Here is a 17,789-nt window from a genome sequence, read left to right on the forward strand (position 1 = left end):
GCGCCATTAATTTGTGTGGTGAGGTGGCCGAGAGGCTGAAGGCGCTCCCCTGCTAAGGGAGTATACGGTTTATCCCGTATCGAGGGTTCGAATCCCTCCTTCACCGCCATTAATTCTCTCCAAGTAACCCTTGAGAAAGAATGCCTGCGCGTCCGTAGCTCAGCTGGATAGAGTACCTGGCTACGAACCAGGCGGTCGGAGGTTCGAATCCTCCCGGACGCGCCATTATTTCAAAGTATCAATGGAATGTTACTTCAAATAAGCTCATGCTTATTGCTTAAAGATTTCTGCGCGCTCGTAGCTCAGCTGGATAGAGTACCTGGCTACGAACCAGGCGGTCGGAGGTTCGAATCCTCCCGAGCGCGCCATTCTTCAAGCATGTTTGATCGACTTCTATGAAGATCAGATATGTTGCCTGCGCGTCCGTAGCTCAGCTGGATAGAGTACCTGGCTACGAACCAGGCGGTCGGAGGTTCGAATCCTCCCGGACGCGCCATTATTCCTAAGTACCAATGGATTGTTACTTATGCCAATGACGGAAACGCATTGGCCGTTAGGTGTTTCCTGACAAAACTGTTTTCTGCGCGCTCGTAGCTCAGCTGGATAGAGTACCTGGCTACGAACCAGGCGGTCGGAGGTTCGAATCCTCCCGAGCGCGCCATTATTTAAGCATGTTTGATCGGCTTCTATGAAGATCGGATATGTTGCCTGCGCGTCCGTAGCTCAGCTGGATAGAGTACCTGGCTACGAACCAGGCGGTCGGAGGTTCGAATCCTCCCGGACGCGCCATTATTGAATAGCATTGCCCTTGGGCGGTGTGTACAAACCGAAATAGCGTGCGCTCGTAGCTCAGCTGGATAGAGTACCTGGCTACGAACCAGGCGGTCGGAGGTTCGAATCCTCCCGAGCGCGCCATTATTCAAAACATACCTGATTGGCTGACACAGCGATGTTGATTAGATATGTGCCTGCGCGTCCGTAGCTCAGCTGGATAGAGTACCTGGCTACGAACCAGGCGGTCGGAGGTTCGAATCCTCCCGGACGCGCCATTATTTAAAAGCTCAGCTTCGGCTGGGCTTTTTTTATGCCTGCCGTTATTACCGCTCCTGCCTATCATTCTATTGATCCAGCTCTAAAAACGATCTTGTTATAAGAAATAATCACAAAATTAATCACTGAATTTGATTTCGCTAACAGTTAGCGTCTAACCCGCTGATATATGATTATTTTTATAGAAAAATATGTTTATTCGCCTGTCGACCTTACGTTTACGTAAGTGTAACAACCTGGCTAGGGACAATGCTGAAAGCCAAGTATTATGCGCCATGGAAGGTGGTGGTTGGGTGTTTATTCATCAACAATTTACGTTAAGTTATAGCGATAAATAACAATAAAGATATTTTTTCAACCGATAATGTCGAAATTGCCGTAAATTAAATGTGACTTGTTAATCAATTTGACATATTTTTGCGTGTCGTGATAATTCTTAACGCGCTAGTCACAAAACAAATGAAAGGAAGCATTATGGCAGATTTAGGAGCGTTGCTTTTGGAAGCGGCAACAATCATGGCGACAGGCATGGTTGTGGTGTTCTTATTCCTGAGCATCCTGATCTATTTAGTTCAGCTGTTGGCGAAGCTAGCCCCGCAGGAAAGCGAAGCACCTGCGGCCGTGGCGCCGCCAGCACCAGCTGCAGTTAATCACAATGGTGTAAAACCGGAAGTTGTTGCCGCAATTTCGGCAGCGGTTCACCAGTACCGTAAGCAAAACGCATAATTGTTGTTTTTGGCCAGTCTGTCGCTAAGGCGCTGACTGGTATTTAAATTGTGATTTTTAGGACGAATTTTTTACAAGGAGTTTGTGAGCATGTCCAAGTCTTTAGCGATCACTGACGTCGTGTTACGTGATGCCCATCAGTCTCTATTTGCCACCCGTATGCGTATCGAAGATATGCTGCCGATTGCCGAACAACTCGATGATGTCGGTTACTGGTCACTGGAAACATGGGGTGGCGCGACATTCGATTCGTGCATCCGTTACTTGGGTGAAGATCCTTGGGAGCGTCTACGTGCCCTGAAACAGGCGATGCCGAAAACCCCGATGCAAATGCTGCTTCGCGGCCAAAACCTATTGGGCTACAGGCACTATGCTGATGATGTGGTTGAGAAATTTGTAGAGCGTGCCCACCGCAATGGTATGGACGTGTTCCGTATCTTTGATGCCATGAATGACGTTCGCAACTTCGAGAAGGCGGTGAAGGCAACCATTGATGTTGGCGCCCACGCCCAGGGCACCATTTCCTACACGACCAGCCCGGTTCACACTCTGGAAACTTGGACGGATCTTGCCAAGCGACTTGAAGATCTCGGCTGCCACTCAATCTGTATCAAAGATATGTCTGGCCTGCTTAAGCCTTATGAGGCAGAAGAGCTTGTGACACGCATTAAGGCGTCTTGTGATGTGCCGTTGGCGTTGCACTGCCATGCAACCACGGGCCTGTCGACGGCAACGGCGGTGAAAGCGGTAGAAGCCGGCCTTGATATCCTCGATACTTCCGTCTCTTCAATGAGCCAGACTTACGGCCATACCCCGACCGAAACTGTGATTGCCATGCTGCAAGGCACGGAGCGCGATACTAACCTTGATATGCAACAACTGGCACCGATCGCCAGTTACTTCCGCGATGTCCGTAAGAAGTATGCCAAGTTCGAAGGTAGCTTGAAGGGGGTTGATGCGCGTATCCTGTTGGCTCAGGTACCGGGCGGCATGCTGACTAACATGGAAAGCCAGCTCAAAGAGCAGGGTGCTTCTGACCGCTTCGACGAAGTACTTGAAGAAATCCCGCGCGTTCGCGAAGACTTGGGCTTCATTCCACTGGTGACGCCGACTTCGCAAATCGTCGGCACCCAAGCCGTACTGAATGTGCTGACTGGCGAACGTTATAAGAGCATCTCAAAAGAAACCGCTGGCGTACTGAAAGGTGAGTACGGCGCGGCGCCTGCACCGGTGAATGCTGAGCTGCAAGCCCGTGTACTGGAAGGTGCAGAGCCAATTACCTGCCGTCCGGCCGATCTGCTGGATGCTGAACTTGAGGTGCTAACCCAGGAGCTGAAGGAAAAAGCACAGGCTGACAAGATCCAACTTGCCGATGAGGAAGTGGATGATGTACTGACCTATGCCTTGTTCCCGCAAGTTGGCCTTAACTTCCTTAAAAACCGAAATAATCCTGATGCATTTGAGCCTGCACCGGGTACCGAGCCTGAGGCTGTAGCCCCTGTTGCTAGCCAACCAGCGCCAGCCGCAGCGTCGGTAGAAGCCTACAGCGTCAAGGTTAATGGCCAGGTTTACAATGTTGAAGTTGGTCCTGAAGGCCAAGTATCGGCTGTGGCACCGGTTAGCCAAGCCGCTGCGCCTGCACCAGCCCCGGTGGCTGAGGCTGCGGAAGCCGTGCCGGCACCATTGGCGGGTAACATCTTCAAGATCAATGTTCAGCCAGGATACCAAGTCTCAGAAGGCGATGTGTTGGTGGTATTGGAAGCGATGAAGATGGAGACTGAGGTCCGCGCTGCCCGTGGTGGTGTTGTGCAGGATCTACACGTCAAGGAAGGTGACTCGGTAGCCGTAGGATCACCGATCCTCAGCTTGGCATAAGGGGTAACCATGGACGGTTTATTAACTCTCTGGCGCGAGACAGGGATTGCCAACTTTGAGTTCGGCCAGATAGTGATGATGCTTGTCGGTGCTGGGTTGCTGTTCTTGGCGATCCGCAAAGGCTTTGAGCCGCTGTTGCTGCTGCCGATGGGTTTCGGCGCTATCTTGGCGAATATCCCGAATGCTGGCTTCACCGAGCCGGGTGGCTTGCTGTACTACATCTATTATATCGGTATCGAAACAGGGGTATTCCCGCTACTGATCTTCATGGGGGTAGGGGCAATGACCGACTTCGGGGCGCTCATTGCGAACCCGAAAACCTTGTTGCTCGGTGCTGCGGCCCAGTTTGGTATTTTCTTCACGCTGTTTGGCGCGATCTTGTTAAATGTGATCCCGGGGATGGAGTTTACCCTGGCGGATGCATCGTCAATCGCGATCATCGGTGGTGCCGACGGCCCGACGGCGATCTTCCTTGCCAGCCGTCTGTCGCCTGATCTTTTGGGTGCCATCGCGGTAGCGGCCTATAGCTATATGGCACTGGTGCCAATTATACAGCCGCCGATCATGAAGGCGTTGACGACCCCGGAAGAGCGTACAATCAAGATGCAACAGCTTCGCCATGTGAGCAAGGTTGAGAAAGTCTTGTTCCCATTGGCCGTGCTGTTGATGACGATCTTGTTCTTGCCATCGGCGACGCCGCTGGTCGGGATGTTCTGCTTGGGTAACCTGATGCGTGAGTCCGGCGTGGTTGATCGCCTGTCCAACACGGTTCAGAACGAATTGATCAATATCGTCACCATCATGCTAGGCCTGGGGGTTGGCTCCAAACTGGCGGCAGAGCAGTTCTTGCGCTTTGAGACCTTGGGGATCTTGGTGCTGGGTGCGGTGGCGTTCAGTGTGGGGACCGGTGGCGGTGTCTTGATGGCCAAGCTTCTTAACCGCTTTAGCAAGGAAGACATCAACCCGCTGATCGGCGCTGCGGGTGTCTCGGCTGTACCAATGGCGGCAAGGGTGGTGAACAAGGTTGGTCTTGAAGCCAACCCACAAAACTTCTTGCTGATGCATGCCATGGGACCAAACGTCGCCGGGGTGCTGGGTTCGGCAGTGGCTGCAGGTATCTTGCTAGCCTTGGTCGGTGGTTAATCCATAAAGCATTTTAAGACTCTGAAACAATTAAAAACGGGCAGCTTTTGGGCTGCCCGTTTTTTTTGCATGTAAATAAGCTATTGTACTAGCCCAAGTTAGCTTTCGTTTAAATTAAACACAATCTGAAGAACAAGTTATTTCAATGCTAGAGTTATTTAATGGCGAGTCTGCCCTGTGGGTACTTTTCACAACCGGCTTTTTAAGTGCGACGTTACTGCCCGGTGGGTCGGAAGCCAATTTAATCGCAACCATTAAACTGGGGGACAATGCCGTATGGTTGGTGGTTGCGGTCGCGACACTCGGTAACACCTTGGGGGGAATGACCAACTATTGGTTGGGTAGATTGCTTCCCGATAAAACTTCTAACGAAAAACACGGTCATAAAGCATTACAATGGCTGAAAAAATACGGTTATTGGTCTCTGCTTTTTAGCTGGTTGCCGATTATCGGCGATCCACTTTGTTTAGCAGCTGGCTGGTTACGGATGCGCCACTGGTTGAGCTTTTTCATCATTATGGTGGGCAAAGCGGCGCGCTATACCGTACTAGCAATGATCGTCCAAGGTTTATTATAAGGAAGGCTTTTAGTGCAAAAGTGGATTCTGGGGTTTGCGCTGGTATCACTGGCTGGTTGTAGCCAGTTTCAAGGCCAGCAGGGCGATAAGCCTGCGTTACCTGAAGGGGTAACATTCGTCGAACAGGTAACGGCTGACGCTTCGTCGTCGACGCCTGTGATTCCATATTCGAAATACACCCTATCAAACGGCCTGACCGTGGTATTGCATGAAGATGACTCTGATCCGCTCGTGCATGTTGATATGACTTACCATGTCGGCTCCGCGCGTGAAGAGCTGGGCAAATCCGGTTTTGCCCACTTTTTCGAACACATGATGTTCCAGGGCTCAGAGAATGTCGGTGATCAGGAGCATTTCCGCCTGATCACCGAAGCCGGTGGTACCCTCAACGGTACAACGAACCGCGATCGGACTAACTATTTCCAAACCGTGCCGGCCAACCAGCTGGAGAAGGTACTTTGGCTAGAGGCGGATCGCATGGGCTTCTTGCTTGATGCGGTATCGCAACGCAAGTTTGAAATCCAGCGTTCGACAGTGAAGAACGAGCGAGCACAGCGCTACGAGAACCGCCCTTATGGCCTGGTTTATGAGCGCATGGGCGAAGCCCTTTACCCGCGCACCCACCCGTATTCTTGGCAGACCATTGGTTATGTCGAAGACCTGGATCGTGTCGACGTGAACGATCTGAAAGCCTTCTTCCTGCGTTGGTACGGCCCGAACAACGCCACCTTGACCATAGGTGGCGACCTAGATATTGAGCAGACATTGGAATGGGTCCATAAATACTACGGCTCTATTCCGCGCGGCCCCGAAGTCGACAAGCCGGCCAAGATGCCGGTGACGGTGGAGCATGATCTTTACCTCACACTGGAAGATAAGATCCAGCAACCGATGCTGCTGATGGCCTGGCCGACGTCTTACAACGGTGCCGAAGACGAAGCTTCGCTAGATATGCTGGCGCGGGTGATCGGCGGCGGTAAGAACAGCTTGATGTACCAAAACTTGGTGAAAACCGGCGAAGTGGTGGATGCGGGCGCTTTCCATGACTGTGCCGAGTTGGCTTGTACCATGTATGTGTACGCGATTGGCCAGAGTGGTGATAAGGGCAACCTGAAGGATCTGCGCTACAAGGTCAGCGGTATTATGGACAGCCTTGAAGATCGCGGCGTGAACGCCAAGGAGCTAAACGAGCTCAAGGGAATGGTCGAGGCAAATGCAATCTTCGGCCTGCAAAGCGTGAGCGGCAAGGTGTCGCAATTGGCTGCCTATGAGACCTTTTTCGACGACCCTAATTACTTGGGAACCGAGTTGGGCAACTTGCGTGATGTGACCACGGCCAGTATGGAAAAGGCCTATATGCAGTACCTCAATGGCAACCCGAGCGTGACCTTGAGCGTCGTGCCGAAGGGGCAAACTCGCATCGAGGCTGCCAAGCCGAATTTCACGCCACCCCCGCGCATCATTCCTGAGTTCACCAAGGTGTCGGAGGACGATTTGCAAAAGCAAATGCGTGTCACCGTCGATAACTTTGACCGCTCGGTAATGCCGCAGCCTTCGGAGCCGGTTGAGGCGGCTATCCCTGAGCTTTATGAATTTGAGCTGGCAAACGGTATCAAGGTGTTGGGTACTAAATATACCGAAACACCAACGGTGGAGTTGCAAATGGTATTGCCGGCCGGACGCCGCTTCGAGCCACCAGGCAAAGCGGGCCTTGCCAAGCTGACGGCAAGCATGATGGCAGAGGCAACCCAGAAGTCGACGGTGGAGTCGCTGTCTTCACGGCTGGATATGCTGGGCAGTACCGTCAACTTCAGTGCCGGGTTGTACGGCACTGTGGTGTCGATGACAACCCTGGAGAAAAACCTAGGCGAGACCTTGGCCATCCTTGAGGAGCGCCTGTTCCACCCGGCATTCAACCAAGCTGACTTCGACCGCGTGAAGCAGCAGGCATTGGAAGGCATTGTGTACGAACACCAACGCCCTGCATGGCTAGCAGGCCAAGCAACCCGTGAAGTGCTGTTCGAGGGGACAAGCTTTAGCCTGCCGCCGGAAGGCACCAAGGATTCTATCGAGTCGATCACCCTGGCGGATGTGAAAGCGTTCTACCAACGTTATTACACGCCAAACGGTGCAGATATCGTGGTGGTGGGCGATACGACCCAGGAAGCGCTGCAGTCGCGATTGAGTTTCCTTGCCGAATGGCAGGGCATGCCAAAACCCGTTTATCAAACGCCGGCATTGCCAACCCGTGAGGGGCAAACCGTGTGGTTGGTCGACAAGCCGGGGGCGCCACAATCGGTGATCCGCTTGGTGCGCCAGGGCTTGCCTTACGATGCCACGGGTGAGCTGTTTGAAACCCAGCTGGCTAACTTCAACTTGGCGGGTAACTTCAATAGCCGTATCAACCTCAACCTAAGGGAAGACAAGGCTTACACCTACGGGGCCGGTGGTTACCAGAGTGGTGGCAAGGAAGTTGGCTTATCCGTGTACTATGCCCAGGTTCGGGCTGACGTCACCCTGCCGGCTATCAAGGAGTTCATTGCCGAGCTCGATAAGATGGCAAGCCAAGGGGTCACCGACGAAGAGCTGGCCTTTATGCGCTTGGCGGTTGGCCAAAAGGATGCCTTGAACTACGAGACCCCGGGCAAGAAGGCCCAGCTACTGGGGCAAATCCTGACGTATTCGTTGCCGCAGGACTTTATCGAGACGCGTAACGACATGGTGGCGTCGATCAGCAAGGAGCGGATCAACACCTTGGCGGCCAAGTGGTTCAACCCTGATGATTACCAAATAATCGTGGTGGGGGATGCCAAGACACTCAAGCCGCAGCTTGAAACGCTAGGGCAACCGGTCAAGCTTCTTGAGCCGCAGATGTAAGCCACATAACGAAAGCCGACAATGTATCATGTCGGCTTTTTTGTTGTTGTCACATCTGCGCTTGATTGTTTCTATCTCGTAAAAGTGTTTCGATACAATAATCGTGGTAATCGTTAAAAATAATGATTACTCTAGCTCACTTAGTTGTTAAAGATTGAGAATCACCTTGATGGACTTTTCACAAAGGCTGCAGCAAGTCGCTGCAAATCCTGACTCACTTACTCAGATCGGTCGTGGCCTAGAGCGTGAAGCACTACGCATTACCCCGGAAGGCGGGCTTTCCGCTGAACAGCACCCAGTTGGTCTTGGCTCTGCTTTGACCAATAAGTGGGTGACTACTGACTTTGCGGAGTCATTGCTGGAGTTCATCACCCCTGTGTCTCAAGATGTTGATCATCTTCTAGGGCAGCTTGGTGACATTCATCAGTTCACTTATTCCCAACTGGGCCAGGAAAACCTTTGGCCTATGTCGATGCCTTGCTTTGTCGGTAACGAGGATGATATCCAACTTGCCCAGTACGGCACCTCGAATACCGGTAAGATGAAGACCTTGTACCGCGAAGGCCTGAAGCACCGCTACGGCAGTGTGATGCAGGTGATCTCCGGGGTGCACTTCAACTTCTCATTCCCAGAGGCTTTCTGGGATCAGCTGTTTGGCGAGCAAGAAGAGAAAGCGCGCCAACAGTCTGTATCTGATGCGTACTTTGGCCTGATCCGCAATTACTACCGTTTTGGCTGGCTGATCCCATACCTGTTTGGTGCCTCTCCGGCCTTGTGCGGCTCTTTCCTCAACAAGAGCTCGTCACCAATGAGCTTTGAAAAAGTTGGGGCGGGAACATACTACCTACCGAATGCGACAGCACTGCGCTTGAGTGATCTGGGCTACACCAACAGTGAGCAGAGCTCATTGAAAATTGGCTTCAATAGCTTGGATCAGTACCTCGACGGGCTGAAGAAGGCAATTCGTACCCCTTCCGAGAAATTTGCCCAGATTGGCATCAAGCAAGATGGCGAGTACCGCCAGTTGAATGCCAATGTGCTGCAAATCGAAAATGAGCTGTATGCGCCGATCCGCCCTAAGCGTGTGGCATTGAGTGGTGAAAAACCATCAGAAGCACTGGGCCGTGGCGGGGTGGAGTATATTGAGGTTCGCTCACTGGATGTGAACCCGTTCAGCCCGGTTGGCATTAATGCTGATCAGGTGCGCTTCCTGGATTTGTTCCTGACATGGGCCGTATTGTCACCGTCGGACCCGATGGATGATGCCGAGCTTGAGTGCTGGCGTGATAATTGGAACCGTGTTGTGCTTGATGGCCGCAACCCGGACCTGCAGCTTAAGATTGGCTGTAACGGCGAGCGCCTAACCGTGCAGCAATGGGGTACTCGCGTATTCGCTGAGCTAGCCCAAGTTGCTGCCGAGATGGACAAGGCCGCGGGCAATGATGCTTACCAAAAGACGCTGAGCCAACTGCAGGCATGGATCGACGATCCGTCACTGACCCTATCGGCTCAGCTGCTGGACCAAGTAATTGCCCACGAAGGCATTGGCGGGGTAGGTTTGTCGCTCGCAAGTAACCATCGCGAGGCTTTGCAGGGCCGCGACTACCAGTGCTATAACCAGCAGGTGATGATGCAAGAAGCCGATGACTCCGTTGAGCGTCAGCAAGAAATCGAGCAGGCAGACAGCCTTTCGTTCGATGCATTTTTAGATGACTATTTTGCCGATATTCAATAAGATCCGGTCGCTCTCATATTTTAGAGACAAAAAAAGGGCAGCTAACTAAGGGCTGCCCGACAATTCATTTCGCAGGGATGACGACTGAAAATACCAGTCAGTCACCTAGTTCGACCGCAGGGATAGCATAAGGTTCCATGGTAGTTTTCAAAAAGCCGCAATCTGTCCGCTTAATCTTTATCATGCTCGGCGCGCTGCTGCTGGCGGGCTGTGCTTCTCCGCCGCCAAGCAACCAATCCAATGTTTGTGATATTTTCCGCCAGTATCCCGACTGGTACGAAGATGCCCTTGATATGGAAGATGAATGGGGGACGCCGATCCAAGTCGCGATGGCTTTCATTAAGCAAGAAAGCAGTTTCCGCCATGACGCCCGCCCACCGAAAAAGTACGTACTTGGCTTTATCCCGTGGGGACGAATGAGCAGTGCCTATGGCTATGCCCAGGCGCAGGATCCGGCCTGGAGCGATTACCAGAAGGCAACCAATAACGGCGGTTCGCGTACCAATTTTGATGATGCGCTGATGTTCGTGGGGTGGTATACCCACGAGACCCAGCGCCAACTGGGGATCTCTAAATGGGATGCCTATAATCAGTACTTGGCCTATCATGAAGGTCGAGGTGGCTATAAGCGCGGTAGTTATAAATCAAAGCCGACACTGATCAAGGTGTCGCGACGGGTTGAGCAGCAGGCCAAAGACTATGGCTGGCAGCTGAAGCAATGCCGTCAGGAACTGGAAGATAACCGCAGCTGGTGGCCGTTTTAACATGCTGGCTTTGGCAGCATGTCACCGGTTTTAGTAAATGCTGAATCGACTGTTCTTCTCTTTGAGAGTGCAGGGCAGTTTCAGGCAAAGGAGTTAGGAAGCAATGCCATTATTAGATAGTTTTACCGTTGACCACACCCGCATGCATGCCCCGGCAGTGCGTGTTGCGAAAACCATGCAAACCCCGAAGGGCGATACCATTACGGTATTTGATTTGCGTTTTTGCCGTCCGAATGCGGACATCCTGAGTGAGCGCGGTATCCACACCCTTGAGCACCTATACGCTGGTTTCATGCGTAACCACCTGAACTCCGACAGTGTTGAAATCATTGATATCTCACCAATGGGATGCCGTACCGGTTTCTACATGAGTCTGATTGGTACGCCAAGCGAGCAGACGGTAGCTGAAAGCTGGACAGCAGCGATGGAAGATGTGCTGAAGGTGGAGTCGCAGGAAAAGATCCCTGAGCTGAACGAATACCAGTGCGGTACATACAGCATGCACTCGTTGGAAGAAGCACAGGCGATTGCCCGCACGATCCTCGACCAAGGCATCGACGTGAATAAAAACGATGAGTTGGCCCTGCCTGAGTCAATGCTGCAAGACCTTAGCGTAAAGTAATCGCTGCTCTCGCTCGATAAAAAGAAAGCCGGCAATCATGCCGGCTTTTTGTTGGGTACTATCGCTGAAACCTGAAACCAGCGGTTAGCCGGTGTTCTGTAGCTGATTTGGCAAGATCTTCACTTGCTTAATCATGTTCTCGGAGACTTCGATAATTTCCATCTGGTAGCCGGAAACCTCAATGCTCAACTGGCTGTCAGGAATATCTTCCAAGTGCTCCAGGATCAACCCGTTCAGGGTGCGGGGACCGTCGGTAGGAAGCACCCAGTTGAGGCTCTTGTTAAGATCACGGATATTGGCACTGCCCTCGATCACCAAGCTGCCGTCAGCCTGCGGTGAAATTTCTTCTGCCAAGGTTGGGCTGATGGATGTCGTAAACTCGCCGACAATTTCTTCCAGAATGTCTTCCAAGGTGATCAGCCCTTGAATATCGCCATATTCGTCGACGATCAGGCCAATGCGCTCTTTGTTGCGCTGGAACTTCAGCAACTGGATATTGAGCGGCGTACCTTCAGGAATAAAGTAGACTTCGTCGGCTGCCCTTAGCAGGTTTTCCTTGCTGAAGTCGTTTTTGTCCATCATCAGGCGGTAGGCTTCGCGCACTCGGAGCATTCCCACCACTTCATCGATGCTGTCGCGGTACAGGACGATACGACCATGCGCCGAGTGGCTGAGCTGGCGGACGATGGACTTCCAGTCATCGTTGACATTAATGGCGGCAATTTCATTGCGTGGCACCATCAAATCCTCAACGGTGACGTTTTCCAAATCGAGAATAGATAGCAGCATGTCTTGGTGGCGGCGCGGGATCAAGCCACCGGCTTCGTTCACCACGGTGCGCAGCTCGTCCGAGCTAAGCTTGGCATCATCCATGTTGCTGACCCTAAGGCCGAGGAGGCGCAGGAAGCTGTTGGTGATGCCGTTAACAAACCATACCAGCGGATACAGGATTTTCATCAATACCCGCAGTACGATACTGCTGGCGTAAGAGACTCGCTCGGGGTAGAGCGCGGCAAGGGTTTTGGGTGTGACTTCGGCAAAAACCAATACCACCAAGGTGAGGGTACCGGTTGCGATGGCGACCCCCATATCCCCATAGAGGCGCATGCCCAAAATAGTTGCGATGGCCGAGGCAAGGATATTGACCAAGTTGTTGCCGATCAAAATCAGTCCGATCAGCCGGTCTGGGCGAGAGAGCAGTTTTTCTACCCGCTTGGCACCACGGTGCCCCTGATTGGCAAGATGCCTCAATTTATAGCGGTTGAGGGCCATCATGCCGGTTTCAGAACCGGAGAAGTATCCGGAAATGATGAGAAGTAATATCAGAAGAGCAAACAAGATACTCGTAGAGATATCGTCCAAAAAGCTATGTCCTTAACGTTTCTGTTACAAGTACTTTGTACCGAGAGCAACGGGGTGTCAATAAAAGTGACGTCTAAATTACGCGCCGATGATGATTTCTTTAACGAAGCGGCTACCGAAATAGGCCAGGGTCAGCAAGAATGCACCGATCATGCTAAACCACACCACGCGGCGACCGCGCCAACCTTGCTGGTAGTGACCCCATAGCAGCACGCTGTAGACTGCCCACGCCAGCAGCGAGAGTACGGCTTTATGCAGTTTACCCTGGGCAAACATATCTTGGATGAAGATGAAGCCGGTTACCAAAGTGACCGTTAATAGGCCATTTCCGACCAAGATGATCTTGAAAAGTTGGCGTTCAACCATCATTAAAGGAGGGATGTTTGGATTGATCACCAAACTCTTCTTACTTTTTAGCTTATGATCGAGCCAAGCCAACTGGATGGCATAGAGTGTGGCAATCATTAGGGTCGAGTAGGAGAACAGGGCGAGCGATATATGCAGCAGTACCTGGGGGTGCGCCTCAAGGTGGGTAATAAACGCTCCCGGCAATAGGGTGGCAGCCGAGAGGTTAATGGCTGCAAAACTATAGACCACGGGTAGCAGGAACCACACCCGCATGCGTAGCATTGCCCCTGAGGTAATGATGGCGATCAGCAGGCTGATCAGCGATGCCACGTTCAGGATACTTAGGTTTTGGCCCGGCCCGCCCAAAATAAGATCTTTGAGAAGTAGGATATGTAAGGCAATAGCTGCCAGCGCCGCAAAGAACACGGGCTTGGTCTTGATGCCGTTGCTGTTGGTCAATCCAGGAACAACAAGGCCTAGAGCTAGAAAATAGAGACTGGCTGCCAATAAGGCAATTAACATATCCATAGTAAACTTAACTATTTAAGATGGTAAGAGTTCGCAATTATACCTCGCAAGCAGGCTGGCTGCCATGGCAAAGCCTATATGAATAGGTTAGCACTGTCGTTTTGTTTAGGTTTGTCACAACGAAAGTGGCAGCGAAGGCATGAAAGCAAGGTACAGATTGCGTTATACTAGCCAGATCTTACAGATTTAGTTGCGTAACGAGCGAGTAGCACATGTTCGAAAATTTAACGGAGCGTTTATCGCGAACGCTTAAGAATGTCAGTGGCCGTGGTCGACTGACGGACGACAACATCAAAGATACGCTGCGTGAAGTACGTATGGCGTTACTCGAAGCTGATGTTGCGCTTCCTGTTGTCCGTGATTTTGTTAAGCGTGTAAAAGAGCGCGCGGTTGGTACTGAGGTATCGAAAAGCCTGACCCCGGGTCAGGAGTTCATCAAGATTGTTCAGGCTGAACTTGAAGCGGTTATGGGGGCTTCAAACGAAGACCTCAATCTTGCGAGCCAGCCGCCGGCGGTGATCTTGATGGCCGGCCTACAGGGTGCGGGTAAAACCACCAGTGTGGGTAAGCTAAGTAAACTGCTTAAAGAGCGCCAGAAGAAAAAAGTGCTGGTGGTTTCTGCCGACGTCTACCGCCCTGCGGCGATCAAGCAGCTAGAAACCCTAGCGAGCGATCTTGGTGTTGACTTCTTCCCGTCAACGCCGGACCAAAAGCCGGTAGACATCGTGACGGCGGCTCATGCCGAAGCGAAGCTGAAGTTCTACGATGTGCTGATTGTCGATACCGCCGGTCGCCTGCACGTTGACGGCGAAATGATGGACGAAATCAAAGATGTTCATCAGGCTATCAACCCGGTAGAAACCCTGTTCGTGGTTGATGCCATGACGGGTCAGGATGCTGCCAATACCGCGAAGGCGTTTGATGAGGCGCTGCCGCTAACAGGTGTGATCCTAACCAAGGTGGATGGTGATGCACGTGGTGGTGCGGCGCTGTCTGTTCGTCATATTACCGGCAAGCCGATCAAATTCTTGGGTGTGGGCGAAAAGACCGACGCTCTTGAACCTTTCCACCCTGATCGCGTGGCTTCTCGTATCTTGGGTATGGGTGACGTACTGTCACTTATCGAAGATCTTGAGCGCAACGTCGACAAAGAAAAAGCCGAAGAGCTAGCCAAGAAGTTTAAAGAGAAAAAAGGCTTTGATCTCGAAGACTTCCGCGGCCAGTTGCAGCAGATGAAAAACATGGGCGGCATGATGGGTATGCTGGATAAGCTACCGGGTATGTCTCAGCTGCCAGAGAACGTGAAAGATCAGGTTGACGACAAGATGTTCAACCAGATGGAAGCTATTATTAATTCGATGACACCAGGTGAGCGTGCTCGCCCTGAAATCATCAAAGGCTCGCGTAAGAAGCGTATCGCCATGGGTTCTGGTACTCAGGTTCAAGATGTTAACCGCCTGCTTAAGCAGTTCACCCAGATGCAGAAAATGATGAAGAAGATGCAGAAGGGCGGCATGAAGAACATGATGCGCAATATGAAAGGCATGATGCCTGGTGGTGGCATGTTCGGCCGTTAATGGGTCTCGAGCATAGGCACAACAAGGCTTTAGCTGGGTGAATTTCTTTTAACTGGTGAAAAATTAGCTAAAGAAGTTGCATTCGTCAGTTTAAAGAGTAAAATTCCCGAGCTTAATTTGGCACGGACCCCGTCGTTTTGGCGGGGTCAATTTAATTTACAGTAATGCAAAGAGGACGATATGGTAACCATTCGTTTGGCACGTCACGGCGCTAAGAAGCGTCCATTCTATCACATCGTTGTTGCTGACTCTCGCGCTGCACGCGACGGTCGTAACATCGAGAAAATTGGCTTCTTCAACCCGCTAGCTAAGGGTCAGGAAGAGCGTCTACGTCTAGACCTAGACCGTGTTAACCACTGGGTTGGTCTTGGCGCGACTGTGTCTGACCGCACAGCTAAGCTAATCAAAGACGCTTCTAAAGCGGCTTAATTAGCATGACAGGTAACAGAGAAACTATGAGTACACAAGACCGCATTGTTGTCGGGAAACTGGGTGCCTCTTACGGTATCAAGGGCTGGCTCAAAGTTTTTTCTTACACCGAAAATGCCGAAAGCATTTTTGCTTACCAGCCTTGGTTCATCAAGGTTAAAGGTGAGTGGAAAGAGTTCAAGGTTGAGGCGTGGAAACGCCACGGTCAAGGTTTAGTAGCGAAGCTAGAGGGTTTGAACGTCCGTGAGGACGCACAAATGTTCACCAATGCTGAAGTCTACGTTTTGGCCGAGCAACTACCAGCACTGTCAGATGACGAGTTCTACTGGCGTGAATTGTTTGGTATGACAGTTGTGACTACCGAAGGTTACGACCTAGGTAAGGTAACTGACATCCTGGAAACAGGCTCAAACGATGTTTTGGTAGTAAAAGCCAACCTAAAAGACGCTTTCGGGCAGAAGGAACGTTTAATCCCGTTCCTCGATGAGCAGGTCATCAAGTCGATTGATCGCACTGCTCAGCGGATCGAAGTTGACTGGGATCCTGGATTTTAATCCCCGGTAATTAGGTGAACAAATGAAGGTAGGCATTATTAGCCTGTTTCCTGACATGTTTAACGCCATTACCAATTTTGGGGTGACAGGCCAGGCGGTAAAAAAAGGCCTTTTGTCAGTTGAAACGTGGAACCCTCGTGATTTCACCCATGACAAACATCGTACGGTTGATGATCGACCATATGGTGGCGGACCTGGGATGTTGATGATGGTGCAGCCTTTGCGCGATGCCATTCATGCAGCCAAGCAGTCCGTTGAAGGTCAGGCTAAAGTCATTTACCTTTCACCTCAGGGCCGTAAGCTTGATCAAGCGGGTGTTGAGGAGTTGGCGCAGAACGAGAACTTGATTCTTATCTGTGGCCGCTACGAAGGGGTAGATGAGCGCATTATCCAACAAGAGGTAGACGAAGAATGGTCTATCGGGGATTTTGTGCTGACGGGTGGTGAATTGCCAGCCATGACGCTAGTTGACGCGGTTGTCCGGTTTGTACCGGGCGTACTGGGAGACTTTGCGTCGGCGGAAGAAGACTCTTTCGCAAATGGTTTGCTAGATTGTCCGCATTATACGCGTCCTGAAGTGTTGGACGGGCAAGAAGTCCCTAAGGTCTTGTTGTCTGGCAACCACAAGGACATTAGCCGCTGGCGATTGAAACAATCGTTGGGCCGAACCTGGCTGAGAAGACCAGAGCTCCTGGAAAACCTAGCTCTGACTGACGATCAGGAATTCTTGCTCGCGGAATTTATCCGTGAATACAGAGCAAGCAATTAATTAATTTAGTATCAGTTTATTCTAGGGTATTAACCAAATGAGTAATATCATCAAAGCTCTTGAGCAAGAGCAAATGAAACAAGATCTACCTAGCTTCGCACCAGGTGACACTGTTGTTGTTCAAGTTAAGGTAAAAGAAGGTAACCGTGAGCGTCTACAGGCTTTTGAAGGCGTTGTAATCGCAATCCGTAACCGTGGTCTACATTCTGCGTTCACCGTTCGTAAAATCTCGAACGGTGAAGGCGTTGAGCGTGCGTTCCAAACTCACTCTCCACTAGTTGACAGCATTACTGTTAAGCGTCGTGGTGCAGTACGTCGTGCCAAGTTGTACTACCTACGTGAGCGTTCTGGTAAAGCGGCTCGTATTAAAGAGAAGCTTTCTAAGTAATACGCGAAGCGTAAGACGTTTAGTGAAAAAGCCCACCGTAAGGTGGGCTTTTTTTGCTTGGAGGAGTGGGGGTAGGAGCGGTGCTATGGTTCTATGGTTCTATGGTTCTATGGTTCTATGGTTCTATGGCTCTATGGCCGGAGACGTCGGGGTGATAACTCACGGATCCTGTGTTTCAGTGGTTCCAATATTTAAGTGCGGGGGTCACTAACATTTCGCTATTTGTTGCTTTCAAAATAGCGACGTTTGGGGCAGGACAGGGGCAGGGTAGATCACTGTGATATTGTTGATTAAAACTTGTTGCTAATTCCCAAGAGCAACATATGCTTGCACAGCACCACAGCACCACAGCACCACAGCACCACAGCACCACAGCACCACAGCACCACAGCACCACAGCACCACAGCACCACAGCACCACAGCACCACAGCACCACAGCACCACAGCACCACAGCACCACAGCA

At 51.4% G+C, this 17,789-nt stretch carries 15 protein-coding genes and 8 tRNA genes; 21 read left to right on the plus strand and 2 right to left on the minus strand.

Going from position 1 to position 17,789, the window contains the following annotated elements; genetic code table 11:
• Positions 1-17: 17 nt before the first annotated feature.
• The 16 genes from C9I98_RS25870 (at position 18) to luxS (ending at position 11,369) form a co-directional block, all read left to right on the plus strand.
• Positions 18-109 (plus strand) — tRNA-Ser (locus C9I98_RS25870).
• Between the two features lie 39 nt (positions 110-148).
• A tRNA-Arg gene (locus C9I98_RS25875) sits at positions 149-225 on the plus strand.
• Positions 226-291: 66 nt separating this feature from the next.
• A tRNA-Arg gene (locus tag C9I98_RS25880) sits at positions 292-368 on the plus strand.
• Positions 369-419: 51 nt separating this feature from the next.
• A tRNA-Arg gene (locus C9I98_RS25885) sits at positions 420-496 on the plus strand.
• 88 nt (positions 497-584) lie between these two features.
• Positions 585-661 (plus strand) — tRNA-Arg (locus C9I98_RS25890).
• Between the two features lie 51 nt (positions 662-712).
• Positions 713-789 (plus strand) — tRNA-Arg (locus C9I98_RS25895).
• A 49-nt stretch (positions 790-838) separates the two neighbouring features.
• Positions 839-915: transfer RNA gene (locus tag C9I98_RS25900), tRNA-Arg, on the plus strand.
• Positions 916-972: 57 nt separating this feature from the next.
• Positions 973-1,049 (plus strand) — tRNA-Arg (locus C9I98_RS25905).
• Between the two features lie 475 nt (positions 1,050-1,524).
• Positions 1,525-1,776, plus strand: a complete 252-nt coding sequence (locus tag C9I98_RS25910) for an oxaloacetate decarboxylase subunit gamma (protein WP_107272661.1) — start codon at positions 1,525-1,527, stop codon at positions 1,774-1,776.
• A 90-nt stretch (positions 1,777-1,866) separates the two neighbouring features.
• Positions 1,867-3,651: a sodium-extruding oxaloacetate decarboxylase subunit alpha gene (gene oadA, locus C9I98_RS25915; protein ID WP_107272662.1), complete on the plus strand. Its 1,785-nt coding sequence runs from the start codon at positions 1,867-1,869 to the stop codon at positions 3,649-3,651.
• Positions 3,652-3,660: 9 nt separating this feature from the next.
• Complete coding sequence (locus C9I98_RS25920) at positions 3,661-4,794, plus strand: sodium ion-translocating decarboxylase subunit beta (RefSeq protein ID WP_107272663.1); 1,134 nt, start codon at positions 3,661-3,663, stop codon at positions 4,792-4,794.
• A gap of 145 nt (positions 4,795-4,939) precedes the next feature.
• Positions 4,940-5,371 carry a YqaA family protein gene (locus tag C9I98_RS25925; RefSeq protein WP_036820837.1) on the plus strand — a complete coding sequence of 144 codons (432 nt, stop codon included), beginning with the start codon at positions 4,940-4,942 and terminating at the stop codon, positions 5,369-5,371.
• Positions 5,372-5,383: 12 nt separating this feature from the next.
• Positions 5,384-8,248, plus strand: a complete 2,865-nt coding sequence (locus C9I98_RS25930) for a M16 family metallopeptidase (RefSeq protein ID WP_036820840.1) — start codon at positions 5,384-5,386, stop codon at positions 8,246-8,248.
• Between the two features lie 166 nt (positions 8,249-8,414).
• A complete protein-coding gene (gene gshA, locus C9I98_RS25935) occupies positions 8,415-9,983 on the plus strand; it encodes a glutamate--cysteine ligase (RefSeq protein WP_173424674.1) in 1,569 nt (522 codons plus the stop codon).
• A gap of 137 nt (positions 9,984-10,120) precedes the next feature.
• Positions 10,121-10,747, plus strand: coding sequence for a transglycosylase SLT domain-containing protein (locus C9I98_RS25940; protein WP_107272664.1), 627 nt, complete (start codon positions 10,121-10,123; stop codon positions 10,745-10,747).
• Between the two features lie 103 nt (positions 10,748-10,850).
• Positions 10,851-11,369: an S-ribosylhomocysteine lyase gene (gene luxS, locus C9I98_RS25945; protein WP_107272665.1), complete on the plus strand. Its 519-nt coding sequence runs from the start codon at positions 10,851-10,853 to the stop codon at positions 11,367-11,369.
• A gap of 84 nt (positions 11,370-11,453) precedes the next feature.
• Here luxS and C9I98_RS25950 read toward each other — a convergent pair whose 3' ends face one another.
• On the minus strand, positions 11,454-12,731 hold the full coding sequence (locus C9I98_RS25950; RefSeq protein ID WP_036819375.1) for an HlyC/CorC family transporter: 1,278 nt from the start codon (positions 12,729-12,731) through the stop codon (positions 11,454-11,456).
• Between the two features lie 78 nt (positions 12,732-12,809).
• Complete coding sequence (locus C9I98_RS25955; protein WP_036819376.1) at positions 12,810-13,607, minus strand: cytochrome C assembly family protein; 798 nt, start codon at positions 13,605-13,607, stop codon at positions 12,810-12,812.
• Between the two features lie 212 nt (positions 13,608-13,819).
• On the opposite strand from C9I98_RS25955, the gene ffh reads away from it, so the two are divergent.
• The 5 genes from ffh (at position 13,820) to rplS (ending at position 17,324) form a co-directional block, all read left to right on the plus strand.
• Positions 13,820-15,184 (plus strand): signal recognition particle protein, encoded by a 1,365-nt coding sequence (gene ffh / locus C9I98_RS25960; protein ID WP_036819377.1) that lies wholly within the window; start codon positions 13,820-13,822, stop codon positions 15,182-15,184.
• 180 nt (positions 15,185-15,364) lie between these two features.
• Positions 15,365-15,613: a 30S ribosomal protein S16 gene (gene rpsP / locus C9I98_RS25965; protein WP_036819378.1), complete on the plus strand. Its 249-nt coding sequence runs from the start codon at positions 15,365-15,367 to the stop codon at positions 15,611-15,613.
• On the plus strand, positions 15,613-16,167 hold the full coding sequence (gene rimM / locus C9I98_RS25970; RefSeq protein WP_173424669.1) for a ribosome maturation factor RimM: 555 nt from the start codon (positions 15,613-15,615) through the stop codon (positions 16,165-16,167). Before rpsP ends, rimM begins: the two co-directional genes overlap by 1 nt.
• A gap of 22 nt (positions 16,168-16,189) precedes the next feature.
• A complete protein-coding gene (trmD, locus tag C9I98_RS25975; RefSeq protein WP_036819382.1) occupies positions 16,190-16,936 on the plus strand; it encodes a tRNA (guanosine(37)-N1)-methyltransferase TrmD in 747 nt (248 codons plus the stop codon).
• A 37-nt stretch (positions 16,937-16,973) separates the two neighbouring features.
• On the plus strand, positions 16,974-17,324 hold the full coding sequence (gene rplS / locus C9I98_RS25980; RefSeq protein WP_036819384.1) for a 50S ribosomal protein L19: 351 nt from the start codon (positions 16,974-16,976) through the stop codon (positions 17,322-17,324).
• Positions 17,325-17,789 lie beyond the last annotated feature (465 nt).

The sequence above is a fragment of the Photobacterium sanctipauli genome, assembly GCF_003026495.1.
In the GTDB taxonomy this organism is placed as follows: Bacteria; Pseudomonadota; Gammaproteobacteria; order Enterobacterales; family Vibrionaceae; genus Photobacterium; species Photobacterium sanctipauli.

What these genes read in the sequence shown, in the direction of transcription:
- C9I98_RS25910 (WP_107272661.1), top strand. Translation starts at nt 1,525, where the DNA reads ATGGCAGATTTAGGAGCGTTGCTTTTGGAAGCGGCAACAATCATGGCG.
- oadA (WP_107272662.1), top strand. Translation starts at nt 1,867, where the DNA reads ATGTCCAAGTCTTTAGCGATCACTGACGTCGTGTTACGTGATGCCCAT.
- C9I98_RS25920 (WP_107272663.1), top strand. Translation starts at nt 3,661, where the DNA reads ATGGACGGTTTATTAACTCTCTGGCGCGAGACAGGGATTGCCAACTTT.
- C9I98_RS25925 (WP_036820837.1), top strand. Translation starts at nt 4,940, where the DNA reads ATGCTAGAGTTATTTAATGGCGAGTCTGCCCTGTGGGTACTTTTCACA.
- C9I98_RS25940 (WP_107272664.1), top strand. Translation starts at nt 10,121, where the DNA reads ATGGTAGTTTTCAAAAAGCCGCAATCTGTCCGCTTAATCTTTATCATG.
- luxS (WP_107272665.1), top strand. Translation starts at nt 10,851, where the DNA reads ATGCCATTATTAGATAGTTTTACCGTTGACCACACCCGCATGCATGCC.
- C9I98_RS25955 (WP_036819376.1), bottom strand. Translation starts at nt 13,607, where the DNA reads ATGGATATGTTAATTGCCTTATTGGCAGCCAGTCTCTATTTTCTAGCT.
- ffh (WP_036819377.1), top strand. Translation starts at nt 13,820, where the DNA reads ATGTTCGAAAATTTAACGGAGCGTTTATCGCGAACGCTTAAGAATGTC.
- rpsP (WP_036819378.1), top strand. Translation starts at nt 15,365, where the DNA reads ATGGTAACCATTCGTTTGGCACGTCACGGCGCTAAGAAGCGTCCATTC.
- trmD (WP_036819382.1), top strand. Translation starts at nt 16,190, where the DNA reads ATGAAGGTAGGCATTATTAGCCTGTTTCCTGACATGTTTAACGCCATT.
- rplS (WP_036819384.1), top strand. Translation starts at nt 16,974, where the DNA reads ATGAGTAATATCATCAAAGCTCTTGAGCAAGAGCAAATGAAACAAGAT.